Raw genomic sequence first — 20,849 nt, 5'->3', positions numbered from 1 at the left:
CGCACACGGGCTGGCCTATGACCATGCTCATGCCACACGGGCTTCATGTACGGCGGTACTGTGCCAGCACACTGGCCATCTGTTCCAGGGTCAGCCCGCTCAGGGTCTGCGCGGTGAGTTCGTCAAAACAGTGAAAACGCTCCTCTACCGCCATCAGGAAACCCACCACGCTGAAGGAGTCGATCTGTTCAAACAGCGGGCGATCGGCCAACAGCTCGGTCTTGCCCTCTTCACGCAGGTAATCTGCAATCCAGCTGCGGATTTCTTCCATTTTCATTCCTTGTTGTTGGCGGCGGCGGCAATATTCCGTGCAGCAGCACACCGCTCAGGGCAGCTGTACCGAGCGTATCCCCATGCTGACATAGCGGCCGCCAGCAGCCACTTTGTCCTTGATCACGCAGCCCACCCCGATGGAGCAGTTAGGCCCTACATCGGCGCCGGGCAGAATCACGCACTGGGCACCAAAAATAGTATGCGCCCCGATCAGGACATCGCCTTCCACCTTGCCGCGCGGGCCATCCGCCTGCTGCTGGTAATCGTCGCTCTTGGTAAACACGCTGACATGGGTGGAAAAGCCGACGCCCTCTTCCAGCACGATGCGCCCGCCGGTACCGCCCAGAAAACAGAAGGGCGAGATATGGGTACGCGGGCCGATCTCCACCCGGCCAGTGAGAATGGCAAAGTCGTCAATACGCGCACCATCGCCAATGCTGCCGTCAATGACATAGAACACGGCCCGGCGCGAGACCCGAACCCCCTCACCCACCGTATGAAAGCCAATGGCCAGCAGTTCTTCCCGACTGAGTAGTTCCATGGGCACGCTTAAATAAACAGGTCGAAATCGGATACGGTGTCCACCACCTCTCCTGCCGCCATGCGTTCCAGCAGCAGGTTGGATTCGTGGCGAATGCAGTGGAAGGTGCAGTGCCGGGCCGGATCCACCCGGTTCATCACCGTCTTGCGCCGGTCGCCCTGCCATAGTTCTTCCAGCGATACCTTGGCGATGTCGCCAATGCGCATGTTGAGGTTGCCGCGATGGTAGGGGCAGACATAAGCACCGCTAGGCGTAATCACCGTGCGCAGCTCGGCGGTGAGGCAGCGGTTGTAGGACTTCACCTGGGTGCCCACGCCACGCAAGGCTTCTTCCAGGGTGAACGGCGCAATGATCTTGAAATTGTCGTCGGCCAGTGCGTGAATGGCCTTCAGATTGCGATTGACCAGGTCCACCACCGACAGATCCTGCTGCTGCAGGAAGTGCATCATGTCAAAAGCAGGCTTGACCTCGAAATAGTCGCAACCGATATCCTTGGCCAGCTGGGCTGCCTTTTCGATATCCACGGCATTGGTGCGGTGCAGGCTGCCATCGGGATTGAACTTGGACAGCAGCAGGAAGGAATAGCCCAGCAGGCCCTTCTTGCTGGCTGCCATCTGCCGCATATTGTCGATGACCAGATTGAATTGTGATTTGCCGCTGGCATGGGGGCGGAACTCGGCAAATACTTCCTCGCTACCGGCATCCACCGATACCCGCAGCCAGCTGGTCATATTGATGCACTGGTCCATATAGCGTGGCATCAGGGTGCCATTGGTGGTGACACCCACCTTGATGCCAGCCTGGTAGAGCGACTCGACCAGCGCGCCAAACTTGGGATGCGCCATCGGCTCGCCGCCGCCAATCAGCACCACCGCACGCACGCCATGCTGGGCAAACTCCTCGGCCAGCCTCATCAGACGCTCATTGTCTATACCGCCCTGATTAAGCAAATTGGCACTAATGCAATCATGGCAAGCCAGATTGCAGGCCGTGGTGGGATCCAGCTCCACCACAAAAGGGGCGCTATTGCTCTTGTTCCACAGGAATTTGTTGATGAACTCCTGCACGGATTCCTGCTTCAGCTTTTCAACCAGCGACAGCGGGCGCGAAATCTGACCCATGGACTCACTCCTTGATATTCCCGGACACCATGTTGCCGCCATTGTCGGCAGTTCCGGGGCGTGTTGCCCGTGCGGCGCACGAGCCACGTTTGTTCAGTAAATGATGGCTGACTTGGGCAGGGAGTAAGTGTCCAGCGCACGCACGCCACCCTCGCGCCCCACTCCGGAATCGGCAAAGCCGCCAACCGGCAGCTCCGGCAGCCAGAACTCAGGATTGGCATTGACCCATATCCGCCCGGCACGCAACTGCCGCACCACCTGTAACGATGTTTTGCTTGCTGCCGTCCATGCATAAACGGCCAGCCCATACTGGTTATCGGCAACAATGGCATTAAATTGACTGGCGTCCACGCGACAGATGGTGATGACCGGGCCAAAAATCTCCTGCCGGCGCAATACCGACGCCGCAGCAACATGGTCGATCAGCACCGGTCCCAGATATTGCCCTGGGCCATCCAGCCGGGAGCCGGGCAGCAAACTGCCGCCCTCTGCCAGCCCTTCCTGCAGCAGCGATTGAATGCGCTGCTTGTGTCCGACGGTGATCATCGGCTGCAAGCCATGTGGTTTTTCATCCCTTGCGCTCGCCGGATGACGACGCTGCAAGGCCAGCTGCAGCGCGGCAACAAAGGCATCGGCCACGGCGGGGTCAACCAGCACATGGGTGCCGGCAATGCAGGCCTGGCCACCATTGCGCAAGGCACCGGCAATCACGCCATCGGCAGCAGCGGCCAGATCGGCATCCGGATACACCAGTACCTGGTTGTTGCCACCCAGTTCGGCGCTCACCCGCTTGCCACAGGCCACCGCTGCCGATTCGATCGCCCGGCCACTGGCGGTGGAGCCGACAAAGGCAATCATGTCCACTGCCGGATGCGTGGTCAGCCCACGTCCCACTTCACTGCCAATGCCATACAACAGCTGCACCACATCAGCCGGGAACAAGGGATTTTGCTGCAAATGCGCCACCAGCATGGCCAGCGACCCTACCGCCAGTTCGCTGGGTTTGAGCACCACGCAGCACCCCGCAGCCAAGGCAAACGGCATGCGCTCTGCAGTGGTAATCAAGGGGTAATTCCAGGGGACGATCAGCCCGACCACGCCCATGGGCTCGCGCAAGGTCAGTGCCAGGCCGCTGTCCATGGAGCTGCCCAGCGTCTCGGTATGCTCCACGCGCGCCAGTGCCGCCGCATAGTCCCATAGGGCAGCGGCCCCTTCCACCTCGCCCTTGGCCCCGGCCAGTGACTTGCCGGTATCGGCGGCTTCTGCGGCGGCATAGGCGGCAAGATTGGCCCGCAAATGCTGCGCCACGCTGCTTAGGGCCTGGCTGCGACGGGCTGCGGGCATGCTGCGCCAGTGTTGGAAGAAAGCCTGCCGTGCCCGTTGGCAGGCCTGGTCAATCTGTTCTTGATCCGCGCAGGAATAATGGGCCACGGCCTGGCCAGTGCATGGATCAAAGGTGGTAAGAACATGTGCGGTCATTGCAGCGCCTGATAGCTGATGAGCCGCTTGATTGGCTTGCCGGAGGCCGTACGCGGAATGCTGTCCACCGCATGCACCTGATCCGGCCGCTGTACTTGCGGCAAGTTGCTATTGAACAGGCGAATCAAGGCATCACGCACTGCCTCGGCATTGCCACCGACCGGCAGAATGAAAAACACGTCGTAGGTTTCACCCCAGAACAGATCAGGCTTGCCCACTGCATAGCACTCTTCGCACAGACCGGTGGCATGCACCATGTCCTCGATTTCCGACAGGCTGATCAACTCCCCGCCCTTCTTGATGGAATCCTTGCGCCGGCCAGAGATAAACAGCTCGTCCTGCTCCAGATGCCCAAGGTCCCCCGTTCGGAACGGCGTGTTGCGATCAAACAGATCAAGATGGCCCTCGGCTCCCAGATAACCCAGCGCCATGTAAGGTGACTGCACCAGCAGCTCACCATCTGCCTCGCTGTCGATGCTGACCGTAACGCCCGCCATGACCTGCCCCACGGAAAAGGCTGCCGTGTCCTTGCCGCCGATGGTGAAAGAGCCGCCCAGCTCGGTAATGCCAAAGCAAGGGCGGATGCCAACGCCCGTCACCTGCATGAACTCATCCTTGATGGCCGGGTACAAAATGGAACTGGTGGAAATCACGCTAGCACGCTGCAACGGCGCCAGATCAGCCTTGAAGAATTTGTAGGTTTTGCTTAGCGATGCCGCCATGGTGGGCGACAAATACAGATAGTCAGGCTGATGACGCGCCACATCCTCCCAGAAGCCGCCCATGGACTTGGCGCTAAAGCGCGGGCAGACCGCAATGCGTCCGCCAGTCATCAACGGGCAGGCAAACAGATTGAACAAGCCAGCGTTGTAGAACATCGGCCAGTTGTGCAAGGTAAGTTGTCCTGGCTGCTGCCCCACCGCGCCGGCAAAGGCGGCTGCCGCGCTGAAGAAATTGCCCAGCGACTGGACAATGCCCTTGGGCGCACCGGTGGTACCAGACGAGAACACCACCAGGAAAGGCACGTCCAGCCCCCCTTGTGCCACGCAGTCCGGCACGCTGTTATCCAGCGCATAAGCCAGCTGATCGTAGGAGGTAATGCTCAGTGCGGCCTTCACTACCTGACGGGTTTTGTTCAACTGCTCGACACTGATTTCCGGGTCCACCGGGCAGGCCGTCATGCCACCCAGCGCCAGCGCCAGCATCAGCTCCAGATATTCCGGACGGTTTTCCAGGCCGATGACAATGCGATCGCCGTGGCGCGCGCCCTGCTGCACCAGATGATTGAGCAGACGCAGTGCCCGGTCGAAAAACTTGCCGTAGCTGATGGATTCATCACCATGCAGGATCAGCGGCTGATCCCAGCGCGGGGCAAAGATGGCGTCAAAAAAATCATAGCGTACCGAGGACATGAGGCTCTCCGGAAAATAGGTGCGGGCAGCAAAACCGGGGCATGATCACACGGCAGAACTGGCAGACAGCAAAGCCAGCAATACCGCAGTGACATCATTCATTCCCGCCTCCGCCGTGGCCGGGTCGAAATCAACAGTAGCGCTTCCGCCCTTGCCTGCCGCCCAGTTCACCACCAGGCACAGGTGGGCGTAAGGCAGGTCCATTTCGCGGGCCAGGCAGGCTTCCGGCATGCCGGTCATGCCGACGATATCGGCACCATCACGCTCCAGCCTGAGGATTTCCGCTGCGGTTTCCAGCCTGGGGCCTTGGGTGCAGGCGTAAATGCCCTGATTCACCGCCGGCTTGCCGGTGGCATTGACGGCGGCGATCACCTTGCTGCGCAGGCAGTCGTCATAGGGATTGCTAAAGTCGACATGCACCACCGGCCGCTCCGGGCCATCAAAAAAGGTGTGCTTGCGGCCCCAGCTGTAATCGATAATGTTGTCCGGCACCACCAGCGTGCCCGGCCCCATGTCGGCACGGATGCCGCCAACCGAGCCGATGGACAGAATGCCTTTGACACCCTGGTTGTGCAGCGCCCAGATATTGGCGCGGTAATTGATTTCGTGTGGTGCCAGTGAATGGCCATGGCCATGACGGGCGATGAACACCACGTTTTGCTGGCCGATATGGCCGAAGGTCAATGCGCAGGATGGGTCGCCATAAGGCGTTCTCACCACCTGGCGGTGGGTCACTTCCAGAACGGGCAGCTTGGCTAGACCGCTGCCTCCGATAATGGCCAACATAGTCGGTCCCCCTTGTAATGGCATGGCAGAGATGCAAACGCCATGCGGCTTGGTTTTACTCGCATTATGGCTGAATCGGACGAGGGGATACATTGCTTTATCTGGCTGACGGGAATTTCCAGCGGCAAGGCAATCCGGCCGGCGGATCAGGACAAGACAGGCGGGCAGGCACACAGCATTCCGCTCAGCCCTGATCAGAACCCCGCCACAGCAGCCAGCCGGCAACCAGGACAATCAGCAAGGCAATCGCCTTGCCAACCCAGGCAGTCCAGTGCTGACCGGTTTCCAGACAGGCTTCGGCCGGATTGGCCGGGTTGTAATACACCCGCACCTGTGCGCCTGCCGGATAGCGGCTCAGGATGTCCGCCACCTCCTGCTGGCTACGGCTGTAACCCGGATTGGGAAAGCGGCGGTTGCCGGATTGGTAGGTTTTACCCTGCACCTGATACTGATAACGCAGCTGCGGGAAATATTCCCAGGTATTGTCGCGATCGCCGCCGGCATTTACCTGCCGTTGTTCCAGCCGGCTTTCCTGCACGGTACCAACGGCACTGGGCCAACTGGCCGAAGCATCTCCCTTGGCCCCCAGCCACCACAGATAGGCAAACGCCGCCAGCCCGGCCAGCAGCATCAGGCACTGCAGCAGTTTTTCAACCATGACTAGCCACCCGGTGGCGGCGACCATGACGCCAGCGCTGCAGCAGCCGGTCCAGCAATGCCCAGCCAAACAAGGTACTGAGTGCACCCAGAATGAATTGCCCGCTGCCAATGCTGCTGTCGCCTTCGCGGATCAGCACCGCCCGGCCCGGTTCCTGTGGATTGAAGTACACCACCACGGCCTTGCCTGCCGGAAAACGGCGGGTGATGTCTTCGGCACTGCTGTGATCGCCCGGTAAAGCCGTGGCAAGGGCATACAGCTGATCAGCGTGATAGACCTCGCCATTAACGGTGTACAAGTACTGTACGTATGGCTCCCAGCGTATTTGGTCGGGGTGTTTTTCCGGACTGATGACCAGAATGCGGCTGGACTCCACATGGCCCGGTGCAGCCTGCCAGTGACGGGCGTTGTGAGCCGGGTCCAGCATCAGGCTGACCAGCCCGAACAGGCTGAGCAAGAAAGCCAACATCAGGATGGAAGTCTGCCAACGGGGGGAAAGATGCATGATGATGGGATTCAGACGGCGATGCCGGGGCTCTCGAACCAGGTGGCAAGAATGGCCTGGGCAGCAACCTGGTCCAGCGCCGGCTTTTGCTTGCGGCCACGGACACCGGCCTCCGCCAGCATGGATTCGGCAATCACCGAGGTCAGCCGCTCATCCACCAGCCATACCGGCAGACCGAAGCGGCCCTTGAGGCGATTGGCAAAACGTCGCGCCAGTTGTGTCATCTGGTGCTCGGTGTCGTCCTGGTGCATGGGCAGGCCCACCACCAGCTGGCTTGGGTGCCATTCTTCAATCAGCTTGCCGATGGCGGCAAAGCGGGCATCGGTGATTTCGGTATCAATGGTCAGCAGCGGATGGGCAATGCCCAGCATGGTTTCGCCCATGGCGACGCCAATGCGGCGTTCGCCAAAATCAAAAGCCAGTATGGTTCCTTCAGGCATGACCAACATCTCCGGACAGCAGGGACGGGTCGAAACCCAGCAAGGCCATGGCAGCGTCGTAACGCGACTCGGCGGGAAGATCAAACAGGATGTCCGGATTAGCCTTGACGGTGAGCCAGCTGTTATCGCTGATTTCCTGCTCCAGCTGCCCAGCCGACCAGCCGGCATAGCCCAAGGTAATCAGCATGCGCGCAGGACCCCGGCCTTCTGAAACGGCAATCAGCACATCCTTGGAAGTGGTCAAGGCCATATCGTCCTTTACCACCAGGCTGGACTGCCAATGTCCGGCGGGTGCATGTAGTACAAAGCCCCGGTCCGGTTGTACCGGGCCGCCAAAAAACACCGACTCGCCACGCAAGGGGTCGATGTCCAGCGGCAGGTCGATCTGGTCGAACAGCTGCGCCATGGCGATGCCGGAAGGCTTGTTGACAATCAGGCCCATGGCCCCGTGGTCGCCATGCTCGCACAGGTACACCAGCGAGCGCGCAAACAGCGGGTCGGCCATATTGGGCATGGCAATCAGAAAGTGATCGGTGAGCGATAACGGTTCCATATCGGCATTATGGCACAACAAATCTGACAAAAGTTCTGCCGCCCAACGGCACCGCACGCGCGTTTGTCTTACAGCAAAAGCAAACAAAAGCCGGCAGCCTGATAAAATGCCCCGTTGCTTTCCTTTCCTTGCGAGAACGCCTTGCGCCTCACCCACGTCAAACTGTCCGGCTTCAAGTCTTTTGTCGATCCCACCAGCATTCCGGTCCCCGGCCAGCTGGTGGCGGTAATCGGCCCCAATGGCTGTGGCAAATCCAATGTGATTGACGCGGTACGCTGGGTGCTGGGCGAATCCAGCGCCAAGCAGCTGCGCGGCGAATCGATGCAGGATGTGATCTTCAACGGCTCCTCCACCCGCAAGCCGGTCAGCCGCGCCTCGGTGGAACTGGTGTTCGACAATGCCGATGGCCAGCTTACCGGCCCGTGGGGGCAATATGCCGAAGTGGCCATCAAGCGCGTGCTGACCCGGCAAGGCGAATCCAGCTACTACATCAATAACCAGCAAGTGCGCCGCCGCGACATCACCGACCTGTTTCTCGGCACCGGCGTAGGTGCGCGTGGCTATGCGGTGATCGAACAAGGCATGATCTCGCGCATCATCGAAGCGCGGCCAGAAGAACTGCGTGCCTATCTGGAAGAAGCCGCTGGGGTATCCAAATACAAGGAACGCCGCCGCGAAACCGAACACCGCATAGCCGACACCCGCGCCAATCTGGAGCGCATCGAAGACCTGCGCCAAGAGCTGGAACGCCAGGTAGAGCGGCTGAGCGAACAAGCCGAAGTGGCCGCCCAGTACCACGATCTGCGCGGCACCCTCACCCACAAGCAAAACCTGCTGGCGCTGGCCCGACGCGAAGAAGCCAGCCGCAACGAAGCCCATGCCCGTGCCGAGCTGTCACGCATCGAAACCGAAGAAGCCTCCATGGAAGCGGCGCTCACCCACCTGGACAGCGAACTGGAAACCGTGCGCGAAAGCCACTATGCCGCCAGCGACGCCGTGCATGAGGCCCAGCAGCGCCTGTTTGAAGCCAATGCAGCACTGGCCCGACTGGAAGAACAGCAACGCCACCGCCAACAGAACCATGTGCGTATCGAGCGCGAACTGGCCACCACCCGCAGTGAGCGCCAGCAACTGGCAGAAAACCGCCACCAGGCCAGCATGGAGCTGGACGACTGGCTGCCACGGCGCGAAGAAGCACAAATGCGGCTGGAAGAAGCGCAAATGGCACTGGAAGATGGCGCCGACCTGCTGCCCGCCGCCGAAGCCGACTTCCGCGCCAAGGACCAACTACAAGGGCAACTACTGGCCCAGCAGGCCAATCTCACCCGCGAACGCGACCTGGCCCGGCAAAAAGTGGAACACCAGCGCCGGGCACTGGAACAACTGGCCAGCCGCGAACAGGCACTGCAGCGCGAGCTGACCGAACTGAACCTGCCCGACCATGCCCAGCAGGCAGCTGCACAGGCCGAAGTAGAGCGCGCCCGTGCCGCACTGGATGCCGTGCGCGCCCGCGTGGTGGCCGATGAAGCCAAGCTGGCCGATCTGGCATCCGAGCGCGAAAAGCTGGACGAACAACTGGCGCAGCAACGCGCCGAACTGGCCCGCGCCGAAGCCGAAGTCGCCGCCCTGGCAGCAGTGCTGGAGCGCGAAGCCGCCGGAGAGAAGCTGGGCGACTGGCTACAACAGCAGGGCCTGGCCGCTACGCCTCAGCTATGGCAGGCGGTACAGGTTGCGCCACAGTGGCAAACCGCGCTGGAAGCCGTATTGGGCGAGCGTCTTACCGCCCGGGCAGCACACAGCGAGCACACACCGCCCGCTGCGCTGACCCTGGTGGATGGCCAGTTGCCCCCCAGCACTGGCCCGGCTCACCACTGGCCACGGCTGCTGGATCAACTGACCGCCAGCGCACCATTTGATGCCGCCCTGGCCGATTGGCTGGACGGGGTTTACCTGGCCGATGACCTGGCCCAGGCCATCAGCCAGCGCAGCCAGTTACACGCCGGCCAATGCCTGCTTACGCCGCAAGGACACCGGGTCAGCGCCAGCAGCGTGTGTTTCTATAGTGCGGCCAGTGGCAGCGGCGTGATGGAGCGCAAACAGCAGCTGGAGGCAGCCCGTACCCGCCAGCAACAGCTGCAGCCCGCAATCGACAGCCTGCAACAGCGTCGCGAATCGCTGCAAAGCATGAACGGCATGCTGGCCGAAGCAGTACGTGCGCAAAAAGGCGCGCTTACCCGGCTGGAAGCCGAACTCAATGCCGTCACGCTGGAACACGTCAAGCTGGACCAGGCCGCGCGTCAGGGTGCCGCCCGCCTCAGCTTCATCGAGGCTGAGCGCCAGCGCATGCAGCAAGAACAGCAACACGCCCAGCTGGAAATCGAAGAAAGCGAATTACTGGTTGAAGAATCTGCCATGACGCTGGAAGAGCTGGCCGTCCAGCTGGAAGAGGTCAGGCTGGACCGCCTGAATGCCGAAACCGGGCTGCAACTGGCGCGCAACAAAACGCGCGATGCCGAGCGCCAGTTGCATGAAATCCGCCTGGAGCTACACACCGCCGAACAAAAAACCGCCGAACTGGCGCGCCGCGCCCGCGAGCTGGAAGAACGTGACCAGCAATTGGCCGAACGGCTGGAAACCCTGGCCGAAGAAGCCGAAACGGTCGATGAAACCGTGCCGGAAGAAGCCATGCAACTGGCGATCGAACTGCGCGAGCAACATGAAGCCGCCCTGGCCGCCACCCGTGACCGCCTGAATGGCCTGACCGAGCAGCTACGCCAGCTTACCCAGCGTCAGCACGATATCAATGCCGCCTTGCCCGCGCTGCGCGAAGGTCGCTCCGACTGGCTGCTCAAGCATCAGGAAGCCCGCCTGGCAATGGAGCGTTTTGCCGAAGAACTGAAGGAAGCCCAGGCCGATGAAGCCGCCCTGCTGGCCGACCTGACCGAGGCCATCAAGCCCAATGCGCTGGCAGCGGAAATCGCCCGGCTGGCGCGTGCGCTGGAAGGACTGGGGGCGGTCAATCTGGCCGCACTGGAAGAGCTGGAAGAAGCACGCAAACGCGGCGAATACCTGGGCAGCCAGGCCGAGGATCTGAACCAGGCCATGGCCACACTGGAAGAAGCCATTCAGAAGATAGACGGTGAAACCCGCCAGATGCTGCAAAGTACCTACGAAGCGGTTAATACCAAGATGCGCGAATTCTTCCCCACCCTGTTTGGTGGTGGCCGCGCCGAACTGGTACTCACCGGCGAGGATTTGCTGGATGCTGGCGTGCAGATCATCGCCCAGCCACCGGGCAAGAAAAACAGCACCATCCACCTGCTGTCCGGTGGTGAAAAAGCCCTCACCGCCATGAGCCTGGTGTTCTCGCTGTTCTCGCTCAACCCGGCCCCCTTCTGCCTGCTGGACGAAGTGGATGCCCCGCTGGACGATGCCAACACCAGCCGCTTCTGTGATCTGGTGAAACAGATGTCAGAACGCACCCAGTTCCTCTATATTTCGCACAACCGCCTCACCATGGAAATGGCCGAGCAACTGGTGGGGGTGACCATGCAGGAACAGGGGGTCAGCCGCATCGTGGCGGTGGATATCGTGGAAGCCCTGAAGATGCGCGAAATTGCATGACGCATCTACGCAAGTTTCTGCGTAGCCCAGTTGATACATCGCAATTTATCCTCAGACTGTCACGCTCATACTGCGCGACTTGCGTTGCAATGACGCGCCTTTTGACTTCTGCGAGACCTCTGGCATGACCGTCAGCATCAAGCGCTGGGAGCCGGAAAACATCATTTTCTGGCTGACCCGTGGCCGCAGAATTGCCAACCGCAATCTGCTGCTTTCCACCCTCGCCCTACATCTAAACTTCAACGTCTGGATGATGTGGAGCATTGTCGTCAGCAATCTGCCGGCAGTGGGCTTTGCCATGACCGGTCAGCAGCAGTTTCTGCTGGTATCCATTCCGCCGCTGGTGGGGGCCATCATGCGGCTGTTTTACGCCTGCATCTGGAGCTGGGTGGGCGGTGGTACCTGGCTGGGCATCTCCACCCTGTTCCTGCTGATTCCGGCGCTTGGCGTGGGCTGGCTGGTGCAGGATATCAGCGCGCCCTTTCCGCTGCTCTTGCTGGTGGCGGCCTGCTGCGGCATTGGTGGTGCGGCGTCTTCCTCCCACTTGTCCAACACCAGCTTTTTCTTTCCCAAATCATCCAAGGGTTTTGCCATGGGGCTGAATGCGGGCATGGGCAATCTTGGCGTATCGGTGGTGCAGATTGTGGTACCGCTGGTGATCAGCCTGCCGCTGTTTGGTAGCCTGGCCGGCGATGCGCAAATCTGGGGACGTGGTGCCCAGGTCCATCCCGTCTGGCTGCAAAACGCTGGCTATATCTGGATTCTGCCCATTCTGCTGATTGCCACGTTCTGCCTGCTGTATGCGCACGATCTGCCCAAGATGCGCCTGACCCTGCGCGACCAGTGGCTGATGATGAAAGAACGCCATACTTGGTATATCTGCCTGCTCTACCTCAGCAGCTACGGTACCTTTATTGGCTTTTCCGCCGCCTTTCCATTGCTGGCCCATGCGCTGTTTCCACTGGTGAATGCCACGCCTTACCTGTTCCTGGGCCCGATGATCTGCGCGCTGGCCCGTCCGATTGGTGGCTGGTGTGGCGACCGCATTGGCGGCGGCATCACCACGCTGGTGTGCAATCTGCTGATGGCCATCGGCACGCTGGGTATTCTGACCAGCCTGCCCGGTGATCACGACGGCGGCAGCTTCAGTCTGTTCCTGATTGCCTTCCAGCTGATTTTCTTTGCAGCAGGCGTGGGCAATGGCTCGTCCTACCAGCTTTCGCCCAAGGTATTTCTGATCGAAGCCGGGCGACAAGCCAAGCTCAGCGGTGAAAGCGTAGCCGATGCCTACACGCGTGGCGGCCGCCGTGGCGTGGCGGCGATGAGCATCAGCTCGGTTTCAGCCACCCTGGGCGGTTTTTTCATCCCCAAGGCATTTGGCAACGCACTGGAGTGGTTTTCCAGCTTTGTCCCGGCCTTCATGTTGTTTCTGGCTTTTTATCTGGTCTCCATGGCAGTAGCATGGTGGCAATATGCTCGTCCCACAGCCAGCATGCGCTGCTGATGACTCATGAAGCTGCCTCTGACCGACACCTTGCCATCTTCCAGCCAGCCCCTATCCGTTGCGCTGTTGCTATCCGGGCTGGTACACGCGGCCCTGCTTGCCGTGTTAATCAATATGCTACTGGCAAAACAGCCAACATTGCCGCAGCCCTCACTGCATTTACGATTGCTGCCAACCCTCCAGCCAAATGCACATCAGCCAGTGCTTATTCCCGCCAGGGCGGGCATGCCTGCCGTAAAAACCGTTACCAAGCCGCTGCGGCAGGCCGGGTTGTCGCGTGCGCAGCCAAATCCGGCAGCGCAGTCACACGACACCCCATCGCCCAGCCTGGTAGCAGGTGCCGCCACCACCGCGGCAGCCACCGTCACCGCGCCAGGCAGCGGCAGCAGCACGAGCCCACCGGCCAGCCCTGCGGCCAGCGACAATCAACCGGCCATCTATCGCAGCGCTTACCTGCACAATCCGCAAGCACCCTATCCTGAGCGCTCACGCGAGCTGGGTGAGCAGGGGCGCGTGCAGCTCAAGGTGCGTGTCAGTACGCAGGGCAAGGCGCTGCAGGTGGAAGTCATCAGCAGCAGCCACAGCCGCCGCCTGGATGAAGCCGCCCGGCTGGCGGTGGCAGAATGGCACTTTCTGCCGGCCCGGCAGGATGGTGTTGCCATCGAATCCACCCTGCTGGTGCCTGTCAGTTTCGTGCTGTCGCCTTGAAATGTGAACATAGCGATGAGAAGTCATCATAGAAAAAGCCCGCAGCATGCGGGCTTTTGCATTTGACCGGCTGGTGACAGCTTACTGAGCCTTGACAGCTTCGATGGTCACTTTCAGGGTCACATCATCAGCGATTGCCGGCAGGAAGGTCTTCATCCCGAAGTCACTACGCTTGATGGTGGTTTCAGCATTGGCACCGTAGGTTTCCTGGCCACTCATCGGGTTTTTGCCGCCACCGAAGTTAGTTACGGTCAGGGTAACCGGCTTGGTTACGCCCAGGATGGTCAGGTTACCGTTTACGGCGCTCAGCTTGTCACCGGCAAACTTCAGGTCGGTAGACTTAAAGGTAATCGTGGGGAACTGAGCCACATTGAAGAAGTCCTTGCTCTTCAGGTGGGTATCGCGGGCGGCCAGGTAGGTTTGCAGGGAATTGGTATCGATGGTGATATCAACAGCACCCTTCTTGGCTTCGGTATCCAGCACGACGGTGCCGGCGGTCTTGGTGAATACACCGGACTGTACCGAGAAACCCAGGTGACGCACATCGTACTGGGCAACGGTGTGGGTCGGATCCACGCTATAGCTTACCGGAGCTGCAACGGCAGCACCTGCGATGGCGGAAAACACGGCAGCGAACAGGGCTTTCTTCATCATGACTTCAACTCTCCAGAGTGTTTATTTGCTGGCCGGAATGGCCACTTTGAACTTGATTTGCACTTCGTCGGCCACCGTGCCGGTGTCGGCCCAGTCACCCTCACCAATCTTGTAAGCCAGGCGCGAAACCGGCAGCACGCCTTCCACCACGGTCAGCGCACCTTCCTGATGTGCGATGAACGGTGCAGTCACATCACGGGTATTGCCCTTGATGGTCAGCTTGCCAGCCACCTGCAGCTTGCCGCCGCCCAGATTCTTGATACTGCTGCTGACAAAGCGCGCAGTCGGGAATTTGGCCACATTGAACCAGTCGGCCTTTTTTGCCTCGCCCACGGCTTCGGCGGTGGGCAGGCTGATGCTGGCGGTATCAATGCTGATGTCAGCCTTGCCGGCTTCCGGCTTTTTCAGGTCCAGCACCACATTGCCGCTGAATTTCTTGAAGCTGCCAGTCACCGGGACATTCAGCTGCTTCATGGTGAAGTTGATCTGGCTCTTGCCTGCGTCCAGCGGAGCGGCCTGCAACAGGGGGGCTGCCAGCAGCAGCACCGCCGGAATCAGTTTCAGTTGTTTCATGCTTGTTCTCACTTGAGATATCGATTTATTGACGCGGGCTACGCAGACTCATGCGGTAAAGCATGCCGTCCTTGTCAATGACATGATGCTTGATGGCGGCCAGCACATGCCCCACCACACAGGCCGCCATGATCCAGTTCAGGGTTTCATGCACGCTTTTCAGCGTAGCGGCCAGCTGTTCATCCTGGGCGATCAGATCCGGCAGTTGCACCAGCTTGAACAGCACCACCGGAAAGCCATAGGCCGAGCTCATCAACCAACCGGTGAGCGGCACAGCAAACATCAGCAGATACAAGGCCAGGTGGCCACCATGCGCCAGCAGGCGTTCGCTGCCATTCATGTGCGCCGGTAATTCCGGCGGACGTTTCAGCACGCGGACCAGCAAACGAACGGCCACCAGAGCCAGCACGGTAATGCCGGCCCATTTATGCCAGGCAATATATTTGAACTTGGCGGGTGACAGCGGCATGTCGGCAACCACCAGTCCCCAGATAAAAGTCGCGATGATCAGTCCAGCCACCAGCCAGTGCAGCACAATGGCGGGCACTGCATAACGCTCATTCGGTTTCATGTTTCTTCTGCTCCAGTACCTGATTGAAGGCTGCGCGCAAACGCGCCAGTTGCTGGCAAAGCACATCCATGTCTGAGGGCTCCAGCAAATCGAACGCCGTTTTCATATAGGCTAGATGTTCCGGAAAAACCTGCTGGAACAAAGCATCACCTTGCGCGGTCAATGCCACCATCACACTGCGGCGGTCCTGCTCCTGCGCACAGCGGCTGACAATGCCTTTTTCGATCAGCCGGTCGATCACCCCGGTCAGCGTCCCCTTGGTGATGAGCGTTTTTTCCGATAGCTCCTTGCAGCTCATGCCCGGGGTATTGCCCAATGTCGCCACAACATCAAATTGTGGCGGGGTGAGATCCATCTGCCGGATATGAAAAGCGGACAATTGCTCAAAGGCCTGGAATGTCCGGGCTAACTCGCGAATGACCGACAGAGACGGCTCCTTTTTTGCATGACTCATTGCGCCAACCTTTTGTTCGAACGAGTATAGTTCGTATTAGTACAATTTTGCAAGCCATACGAGAACCGTTCTCGTATTTGCTGACAAAAAACACACAAGTCTGCCATGACACAGGGCGAACCGCTGTTGACCAGAGCAAACGAAAATAATTCCTGCTTACTGTCAGGAAAGCCCATTTGGCGCTATTCTGAACAGTATCCACCCCACCAAAGAAGCCCCTGGCGTCTTCAATCCGGTTGCTTACCATGACTACCCTGCAGGATCGCTTCGGCCGCAGCATCGACTATCTCCGCCTGTCCGTCACAGACCGTTGCGACCTGCGCTGCAGCTACTGCATTCCCAAGGGCTTCAAGGACTTCGAAGAGCCGGAAAACTGGCTGACCTTCGATGAAATCGAACGGGTGGTCGCTGCCTTTGCCCGGCTGGGCACACGCCGGGTCAGACTAACCGGCGGCGAGCCGTTATTGCGCCGTGACCTACCCAAACTGGCAGCCCGGCTCTCGGCGTTGCCCGGGCTTGAAGACCTTTCCCTCAGTACCAACGCCACTCAGCTGGCGCGCCACGCACGCGAACTGCACGCGGCTGGCGTAAAACGGGTCAATGTCAGCCTGGATTCACTGCGCCGCGAATGCGTCAACAGCATTACTGGCCGCGACAGCCTGCCACAGGTGATGGCTGGCCTACAGGCCGCGCGAGATGCCGGCCTTGCTCCGATCAAGATCAATATGGTGGCAATGAAAGATGTAAATGAAGCCGATATCGAAACCATGGTGGGTTTCTGTATCGAAAACGGCTTTATCCTACGCCTGATCGAAGCCATGCCCATGGGCGACAGCGGTCGCAACACCCGTTTTCTGGATTTGCAGCCGGTACTGGAACAATTGCGCCAACGTTTTGGTCTGTTGCCTCAACACAGCGAAATGGGTGGCGGACCGGCCCGTTACTGGCGCAGCACCGACGGGCGCTTTACCTTGGGCCTGATCACTCCGATCTCCCAGCACTTTTGCGCCAGTTGCAACCGCGTGCGCCTGTCTGTCGATGGCACACTGTATATGTGCCTGGGCCAGGAAGAGCGTTTCGAACTGCGCCCCCTGCTGCGGGCCGGCATTAGCGATACGCAACTAGAAATGGCCATACGCCAGGCCATCGAGCTGAAGCCGGAACGCCACGAATTTCGCGAAAAACCGGGCAAACTCATCCGCATCATGTCGATGACCGGCGGCTAATGCGCTCAAATGCTGCGACTTTGCACCAGCCATAGCCTGCAACAGCCCGCTTTCGTTATACTATTGGCAAATTATTCGCCTTAACGCGGACGGCCTAATGAGCGAATTGCAGATCGGTGTACTGATATTGGGCGTGGCAGTGATCGCCCTGGTGTTCGGATTCAATGTTTTTCAAGAGTGGCGTTTTCGCAAGAAAACCAGTCAGGCCTTCGCGCGCCCTCATGACGACGTACTGCTGAACGTACCCAAAAACAATGTGCGGGACGGTGCCCGTCATGACCGGATGGAACCGGTGCTGGCAGACAGCATCCATGTCCCAGCCGGCTATGACGATGAACCGTTCGAACCGGAAATTCCGGAAGACACCTCACTGATCATGCCGCCGCCGGTTGAACGCCCGGCCCCGGTTCCCGAACCCATGCCGCTGCCGCCGCGTGAGGACGAAGACAACAACCAGTTCGAATCCGCCGACCACCAAGCACTGGTTGCCGCCCTGCTAGACCCCTCGCTTGATTTTATTGCCGAGGTGGTGTTCCACGAACCGCACGAACTGGCGGCCATGCCACGCTTCAATGTCGGCAAGCGCACCCATATCATTGGCCGTACTGAAAAGGGGCTGTGGAAGCCAGCCGAAGCCCTGCCCGGCACCCGCTACAAGCAGATCAACATCGGCATGCAGATGGTGGATCGCAGCGGCTCGGTTACCGAACAGGAACTGGCTGGCTTCTGCCAGCAGGTTTCACACTTTGCCGAAGAACACGATGCTGCCGTCAGCTTTCCGCAACGTCAGCAAAAGCTGGTGGCCGCCCGCGAGCTGGACCGCTTCTGTGCCGATGTAGACGTGCTGATCGGCATTAATGTGGTTCCCCGCCAGGCAGTGGAAGGCACCCGTCTGCGCAGCTTCGTGGAAGCCGGAGGCCTGCAACTGGAGCCGGATGGTGCCTTCCATTATCTGGCAGATTCCGGCAATACCCTGTATTCGCTGATGGCGGCCGACCAGATGCCCTTCACCTTCCACACCTTGCTGGACAAGTCCTTCCCGGCCCTGACGCTGTTGTTCGATGTGCCGCGCGTAGCAGGCGGTGTAGAGGTTTTCGATCGCGCCGTACAGTTTGCCAAGCAACTGGCGGTGGAGTTCGACGCACAACTGGTGGATGACAACCGCCGCGTCCTGTCCGATGTGGGCTTGTCGCGCATCCGCGACCAGCTGGTGCATATTTACAGCAGCATGGACGACCGGGGCATTGCACCCGGCAGTGTTGCTGCACTCAGGCTGTTTGCCTGACACCTGCTGCACACAGGCCGGCCTATGCCGGCCTTTTTCTGTTTGAGATCATGCAATGAGCACCAACGACCTTGCTTCCCATGCCAGCAGACTGCGCCAGCTGCTGAGCCGCTACGGCCATGAATACTACGTGCTGGATACCCCCAGCGTGCCCGATGCCGAATACGACCGGCTGTTCCGGGAATTGCAGCAACTGGAAGAACAGCACCCGGAACTGAAAACCCCGGACTCTCCCACACTGCGGGTAGGTGGCAAGCCGCTGCCGGAATTCAGCCAGCTTACTCATCGCGTACCCATGCTGTCCTTGGGCAATGCGTTTTCCGACATGCAGGCTGATGACTTCACCTTGCGCCACGCAGAGCTGATCCAGTTTGACGAACGCATCCGCCGTGAACTGGGCGAATCAACCATTGCCTACGCCACCGAGCCCAAGTTTGATGGACTCGCCATCAGCCTGCTCTACCGCAACGGGGTGCTGGAGCAAGCAGCGACCCGTGGCGATGGCATTACCGGCGAGAACGTGACGGAAAACATCCGTACCATCCATGCCATTCCCCTCAAGCTGGAGCAAGAAAATCCTCCTGCGCTACTGGAAGTGCGCGGCGAAGTACTGATGCTCAAGCGCGACTTCGAGCGCCTCAATACCGAGCAACTGGCGCGTGGCGACAAAAGCTTCGCCAACCCGCGCAATGCGGCCGCAGGCAGTCTGCGCCAACTGGATTCACGCATTACCGCACAACGCCGCCTGTCATTCTTCGCCTATGCCATCGCCCAGGTTGAGGGCGCAGCCTGGCCAACAACACATGTCGGTGAAATGGAATGGCTGCAGCAACTGGGCTTCCCGGTTGTAGAACCGGCGCTGCGCCCTGTCGTTGAAGGGGCAACCGGCCTGGCCGCCTATTACGAAACCGTACTGCAACGACGGGCGGCGCTGCCGTTTGAAATTGATGGCGTGGTCTACAAGGTAAACAACCGAGCACTGCAGGAAGAACTGGGCTTTGTCTCGCGCGCACCGCGCTGGGCCATTGCCCACAAGTTTCCGGCCGAAGAAGCACTGACCCTGGTTGAAGCCATCGAGGAACAAGTTGGCCGCACCGGTGCCATCACCCCGGTGGCACGCCTGCAGCCGGTGTTTGTTGGTGGTGTCACCGTCACCAATGCCACCTTGCACAATGAAGACGAAGTCCGCCGCAAAGATGTACGTATTGGCGATACCGTCATTGTTCGGCGTGCCGGTGATGTGATTCCTGAAGTCGTCGCTGTGGTTCTGGAGCGCCGTCCCATGCAGCCCGCAGCCGGTGGCGACCTGTTCAGCCAGGGCGAAGAGCCGCAATATCCGGCTTATCGCCTGCCCACGCAGTGTCCGGTTTGTGGCAGCCATGTGGTACGTGAAGAAGGCGAAGCCATTGCCCGCTGTTCCGGTGGTTTGTCCTGTCGCGCCCAGCGCAGCCAGGCCATCCAACACTTTGCTGGCCGTCGCATGATGGACATCGACGGGCTGGGCGAGCGCTACATCGACAAGCTGGTGGAATATGGCTACGTACACAGCGTAGCCGACCTGTACTGCCTGTCCCTGGATAATCTGCTGGACATGAAACGCCGCGCCGACGAAGACGATGGCGTGACACCTGAAACCGTCAAGACCGGCAAGATTGCCAGCAAGTGGGCAGAAAACCTGCTGGAAGGCATTGCCGCCAGCCGTACACCACCGTTGGCACGTCTGCTGTTTGCGCTGGGCATTCGCCATGTTGGCGAGTCCACCGCCAAGACCCTGGCTGACTGGCTGGGCTCACTGGCGCGGATCCGCCATACACCGGCAGCCCTGTTTGCCGCCCTGCCGGATATCGGTGCCGTGGTGGCCCAGTCACTGGCCGATTTTTTTGCCGAAGAAAACAATGAAGCCGCTCTGGATGCCCTGCTGCAGCACGTCCAGCCGGCAGATGAACACCCGCCCTCCGCCAAACTGGCCGAACGCCTTGATACCGCCGTGTTACTGGCACGGCTGAATATTCCGCGCCTGACCGAAGTGCGCAGCCAGCAACTGGCAGCACAGATCAGTGGCCTGGAACAACTTGCCCGCATGGAACGCCGCCAGCTGATGCTGCTACAGCTGCCCGCCGAAGTGGTAAACGCGCTGGCCGACTGGCTGGATCAGCCGGCACAGCGCAGCGCCTTGCAACAGCTGGCCTCCCTGCGCGAGGAGATATTGGCCAGCCTGCCGCAGGAAACCACAACGGCACACCCGCTATTTGATGGCAAAACCTTTGTGCTCACCGGCACCTTGCCCACCCTGTCACGCGATCAGGCCAAGGCCATGATCGAAGCCGCCGGCGGCAAGGTTTCCGGCAGCGTCTCCAAGAAAACCCACTTCGTCCTTGCTGGCGCAGAAGCCGGTAGCAAGCTGGCCAAGGCCGAAGAGTTGGGGATTGTCATTCTGGACGAAGCGGCGCTGCAAGCCATGTTGCAGCAAGCCGCAGGCTGA

General features: G+C 60.0%; 20 protein-coding genes. 6 read left to right on the top strand and 14 right to left on the bottom strand.

Annotation, left to right across the window (positions count from 1 at the left end; translation table 11 throughout):
- Positions 1-43: 43 nt before the first annotated feature.
- The 10 genes from ACODR9_RS20185 to ACODR9_RS20140 all read right to left on the bottom strand — a co-directional run bounded on the left by ACODR9_RS20185 (position 44) and on the right by ACODR9_RS20140 (position 7,768).
- Entirely contained in the window at positions 44-271 is a 228-nt protein-coding gene (locus ACODR9_RS20185) for a hypothetical protein (protein WP_488811712.1), read from the bottom strand.
- 54 nt (positions 272-325) lie between these two features.
- Complete coding sequence (locus ACODR9_RS20180) at positions 326-814, bottom strand: acyltransferase (protein ID WP_488811710.1); 489 nt, start codon at positions 812-814, stop codon at positions 326-328.
- Positions 815-822: 8 nt separating this feature from the next.
- The gene (locus tag ACODR9_RS20175) at positions 823-1,935 is read right to left on the bottom strand and encodes a radical SAM/SPASM domain-containing protein (RefSeq protein WP_488811708.1); all 1,113 of its coding nucleotides are present in this window, start codon (positions 1,933-1,935) and stop codon (positions 823-825) included.
- A gap of 93 nt (positions 1,936-2,028) precedes the next feature.
- Positions 2,029-3,414: an aldehyde dehydrogenase family protein gene (locus tag ACODR9_RS20170; protein WP_488811706.1), complete on the bottom strand. Its 1,386-nt coding sequence runs from the start codon at positions 3,412-3,414 to the stop codon at positions 2,029-2,031.
- Positions 3,411-4,826 carry a class I adenylate-forming enzyme family protein gene (locus ACODR9_RS20165; RefSeq protein WP_488811705.1) on the bottom strand — a complete coding sequence of 472 codons (1,416 nt, stop codon included), beginning with the start codon at positions 4,824-4,826 and terminating at the stop codon, positions 3,411-3,413. Before ACODR9_RS20165 ends, ACODR9_RS20170 begins: the two co-directional genes overlap by 4 nt.
- A 45-nt stretch (positions 4,827-4,871) precedes the next feature.
- Positions 4,872-5,612 carry an S-methyl-5'-thioinosine phosphorylase gene (locus ACODR9_RS20160; RefSeq protein WP_488811703.1) on the bottom strand — a complete coding sequence of 247 codons (741 nt, stop codon included), beginning with the start codon at positions 5,610-5,612 and terminating at the stop codon, positions 4,872-4,874.
- Between the two features lie 184 nt (positions 5,613-5,796).
- Entirely contained in the window at positions 5,797-6,270 is a 474-nt protein-coding gene (locus ACODR9_RS20155; protein ID WP_488811702.1) for a DUF3592 domain-containing protein, read from the bottom strand.
- A complete protein-coding gene (locus tag ACODR9_RS20150) occupies positions 6,263-6,775 on the bottom strand; it encodes a DUF3592 domain-containing protein (RefSeq protein ID WP_488811700.1) in 513 nt (170 codons plus the stop codon). Before ACODR9_RS20150 ends, ACODR9_RS20155 begins: the two co-directional genes overlap by 8 nt.
- Before the next feature lie 11 nt (positions 6,776-6,786).
- Positions 6,787-7,224 carry a Holliday junction resolvase RuvX gene (gene ruvX / locus ACODR9_RS20145; RefSeq protein WP_488811698.1) on the bottom strand — a complete coding sequence of 146 codons (438 nt, stop codon included), beginning with the start codon at positions 7,222-7,224 and terminating at the stop codon, positions 6,787-6,789.
- Entirely contained in the window at positions 7,208-7,768 is a 561-nt protein-coding gene (locus tag ACODR9_RS20140; protein ID WP_488811697.1) for a YqgE/AlgH family protein, read from the bottom strand. Before ACODR9_RS20140 ends, ruvX begins: the two co-directional genes overlap by 17 nt.
- Positions 7,769-7,909: 141 nt before the next feature.
- On the opposite strand from ACODR9_RS20140, the gene smc reads away from it, so the two are divergent.
- The 3 genes from smc (at position 7,910) to ACODR9_RS20125 (ending at position 13,604) form a co-directional block, all read left to right on the top strand.
- Entirely contained in the window at positions 7,910-11,392 is a 3,483-nt protein-coding gene (gene smc / locus ACODR9_RS20135) for a chromosome segregation protein SMC (RefSeq protein ID WP_488811695.1), read from the top strand.
- A 124-nt stretch (positions 11,393-11,516) separates the two neighbouring features.
- A complete protein-coding gene (locus tag ACODR9_RS20130; RefSeq protein ID WP_488811694.1) occupies positions 11,517-12,896 on the top strand; it encodes an MFS transporter in 1,380 nt (459 codons plus the stop codon).
- Positions 12,897-13,121: 225 nt separating this feature from the next.
- Entirely contained in the window at positions 13,122-13,604 is a 483-nt protein-coding gene (locus ACODR9_RS20125; RefSeq protein ID WP_488811692.1) for an energy transducer TonB, read from the top strand.
- Between the two features lie 81 nt (positions 13,605-13,685).
- On the opposite strand, the gene ACODR9_RS20120 is transcribed toward ACODR9_RS20125, so the two are convergent.
- The 4 genes from ACODR9_RS20120 to ACODR9_RS20105 are packed head-to-tail and all read right to left on the bottom strand — an operon-like array spanning position 13,686 to position 15,856.
- Positions 13,686-14,258, bottom strand: coding sequence for a YceI family protein (locus ACODR9_RS20120; RefSeq protein ID WP_488811690.1), 573 nt, complete (start codon positions 14,256-14,258; stop codon positions 13,686-13,688).
- 21 nt (positions 14,259-14,279) lie between these two features.
- Positions 14,280-14,831, bottom strand: coding sequence for a YceI family protein (locus ACODR9_RS20115; RefSeq protein WP_488811689.1), 552 nt, complete (start codon positions 14,829-14,831; stop codon positions 14,280-14,282).
- A gap of 25 nt (positions 14,832-14,856) precedes the next feature.
- Positions 14,857-15,402 carry a cytochrome b gene (locus ACODR9_RS20110; protein WP_488811688.1) on the bottom strand — a complete coding sequence of 182 codons (546 nt, stop codon included), beginning with the start codon at positions 15,400-15,402 and terminating at the stop codon, positions 14,857-14,859.
- Positions 15,389-15,856: a MarR family winged helix-turn-helix transcriptional regulator gene (locus ACODR9_RS20105; protein ID WP_488811687.1), complete on the bottom strand. Its 468-nt coding sequence runs from the start codon at positions 15,854-15,856 to the stop codon at positions 15,389-15,391. Before ACODR9_RS20105 ends, ACODR9_RS20110 begins: the two co-directional genes overlap by 14 nt.
- A gap of 245 nt (positions 15,857-16,101) precedes the next feature.
- Here ACODR9_RS20105 and moaA point away from each other — a divergent pair, with 245 nt between their 5' ends.
- The 3 genes from moaA (at position 16,102) to ligA (ending at position 20,849) form a co-directional block, all read left to right on the top strand.
- Positions 16,102-17,082, top strand: a complete 981-nt coding sequence (gene moaA / locus ACODR9_RS20100; RefSeq protein ID WP_488811686.1) for a GTP 3',8-cyclase MoaA — start codon at positions 16,102-16,104, stop codon at positions 17,080-17,082.
- A gap of 97 nt (positions 17,083-17,179) precedes the next feature.
- Entirely contained in the window at positions 17,180-18,367 is a 1,188-nt protein-coding gene (locus ACODR9_RS20095) for a cell division protein ZipA C-terminal FtsZ-binding domain-containing protein (RefSeq protein WP_488811684.1), read from the top strand.
- Positions 18,368-18,422: 55 nt separating this feature from the next.
- A complete protein-coding gene (gene ligA, locus ACODR9_RS20090) occupies positions 18,423-20,849 on the top strand; it encodes an NAD-dependent DNA ligase LigA (RefSeq protein WP_488811682.1) in 2,427 nt (808 codons plus the stop codon).

It is taken from the genome of Aquitalea sp. FG25, assembly GCF_057809375.1.
Note: the sequence above shows the minus strand (reverse complement) of the source record. Positions and strands in the feature narration are given on the sequence as shown.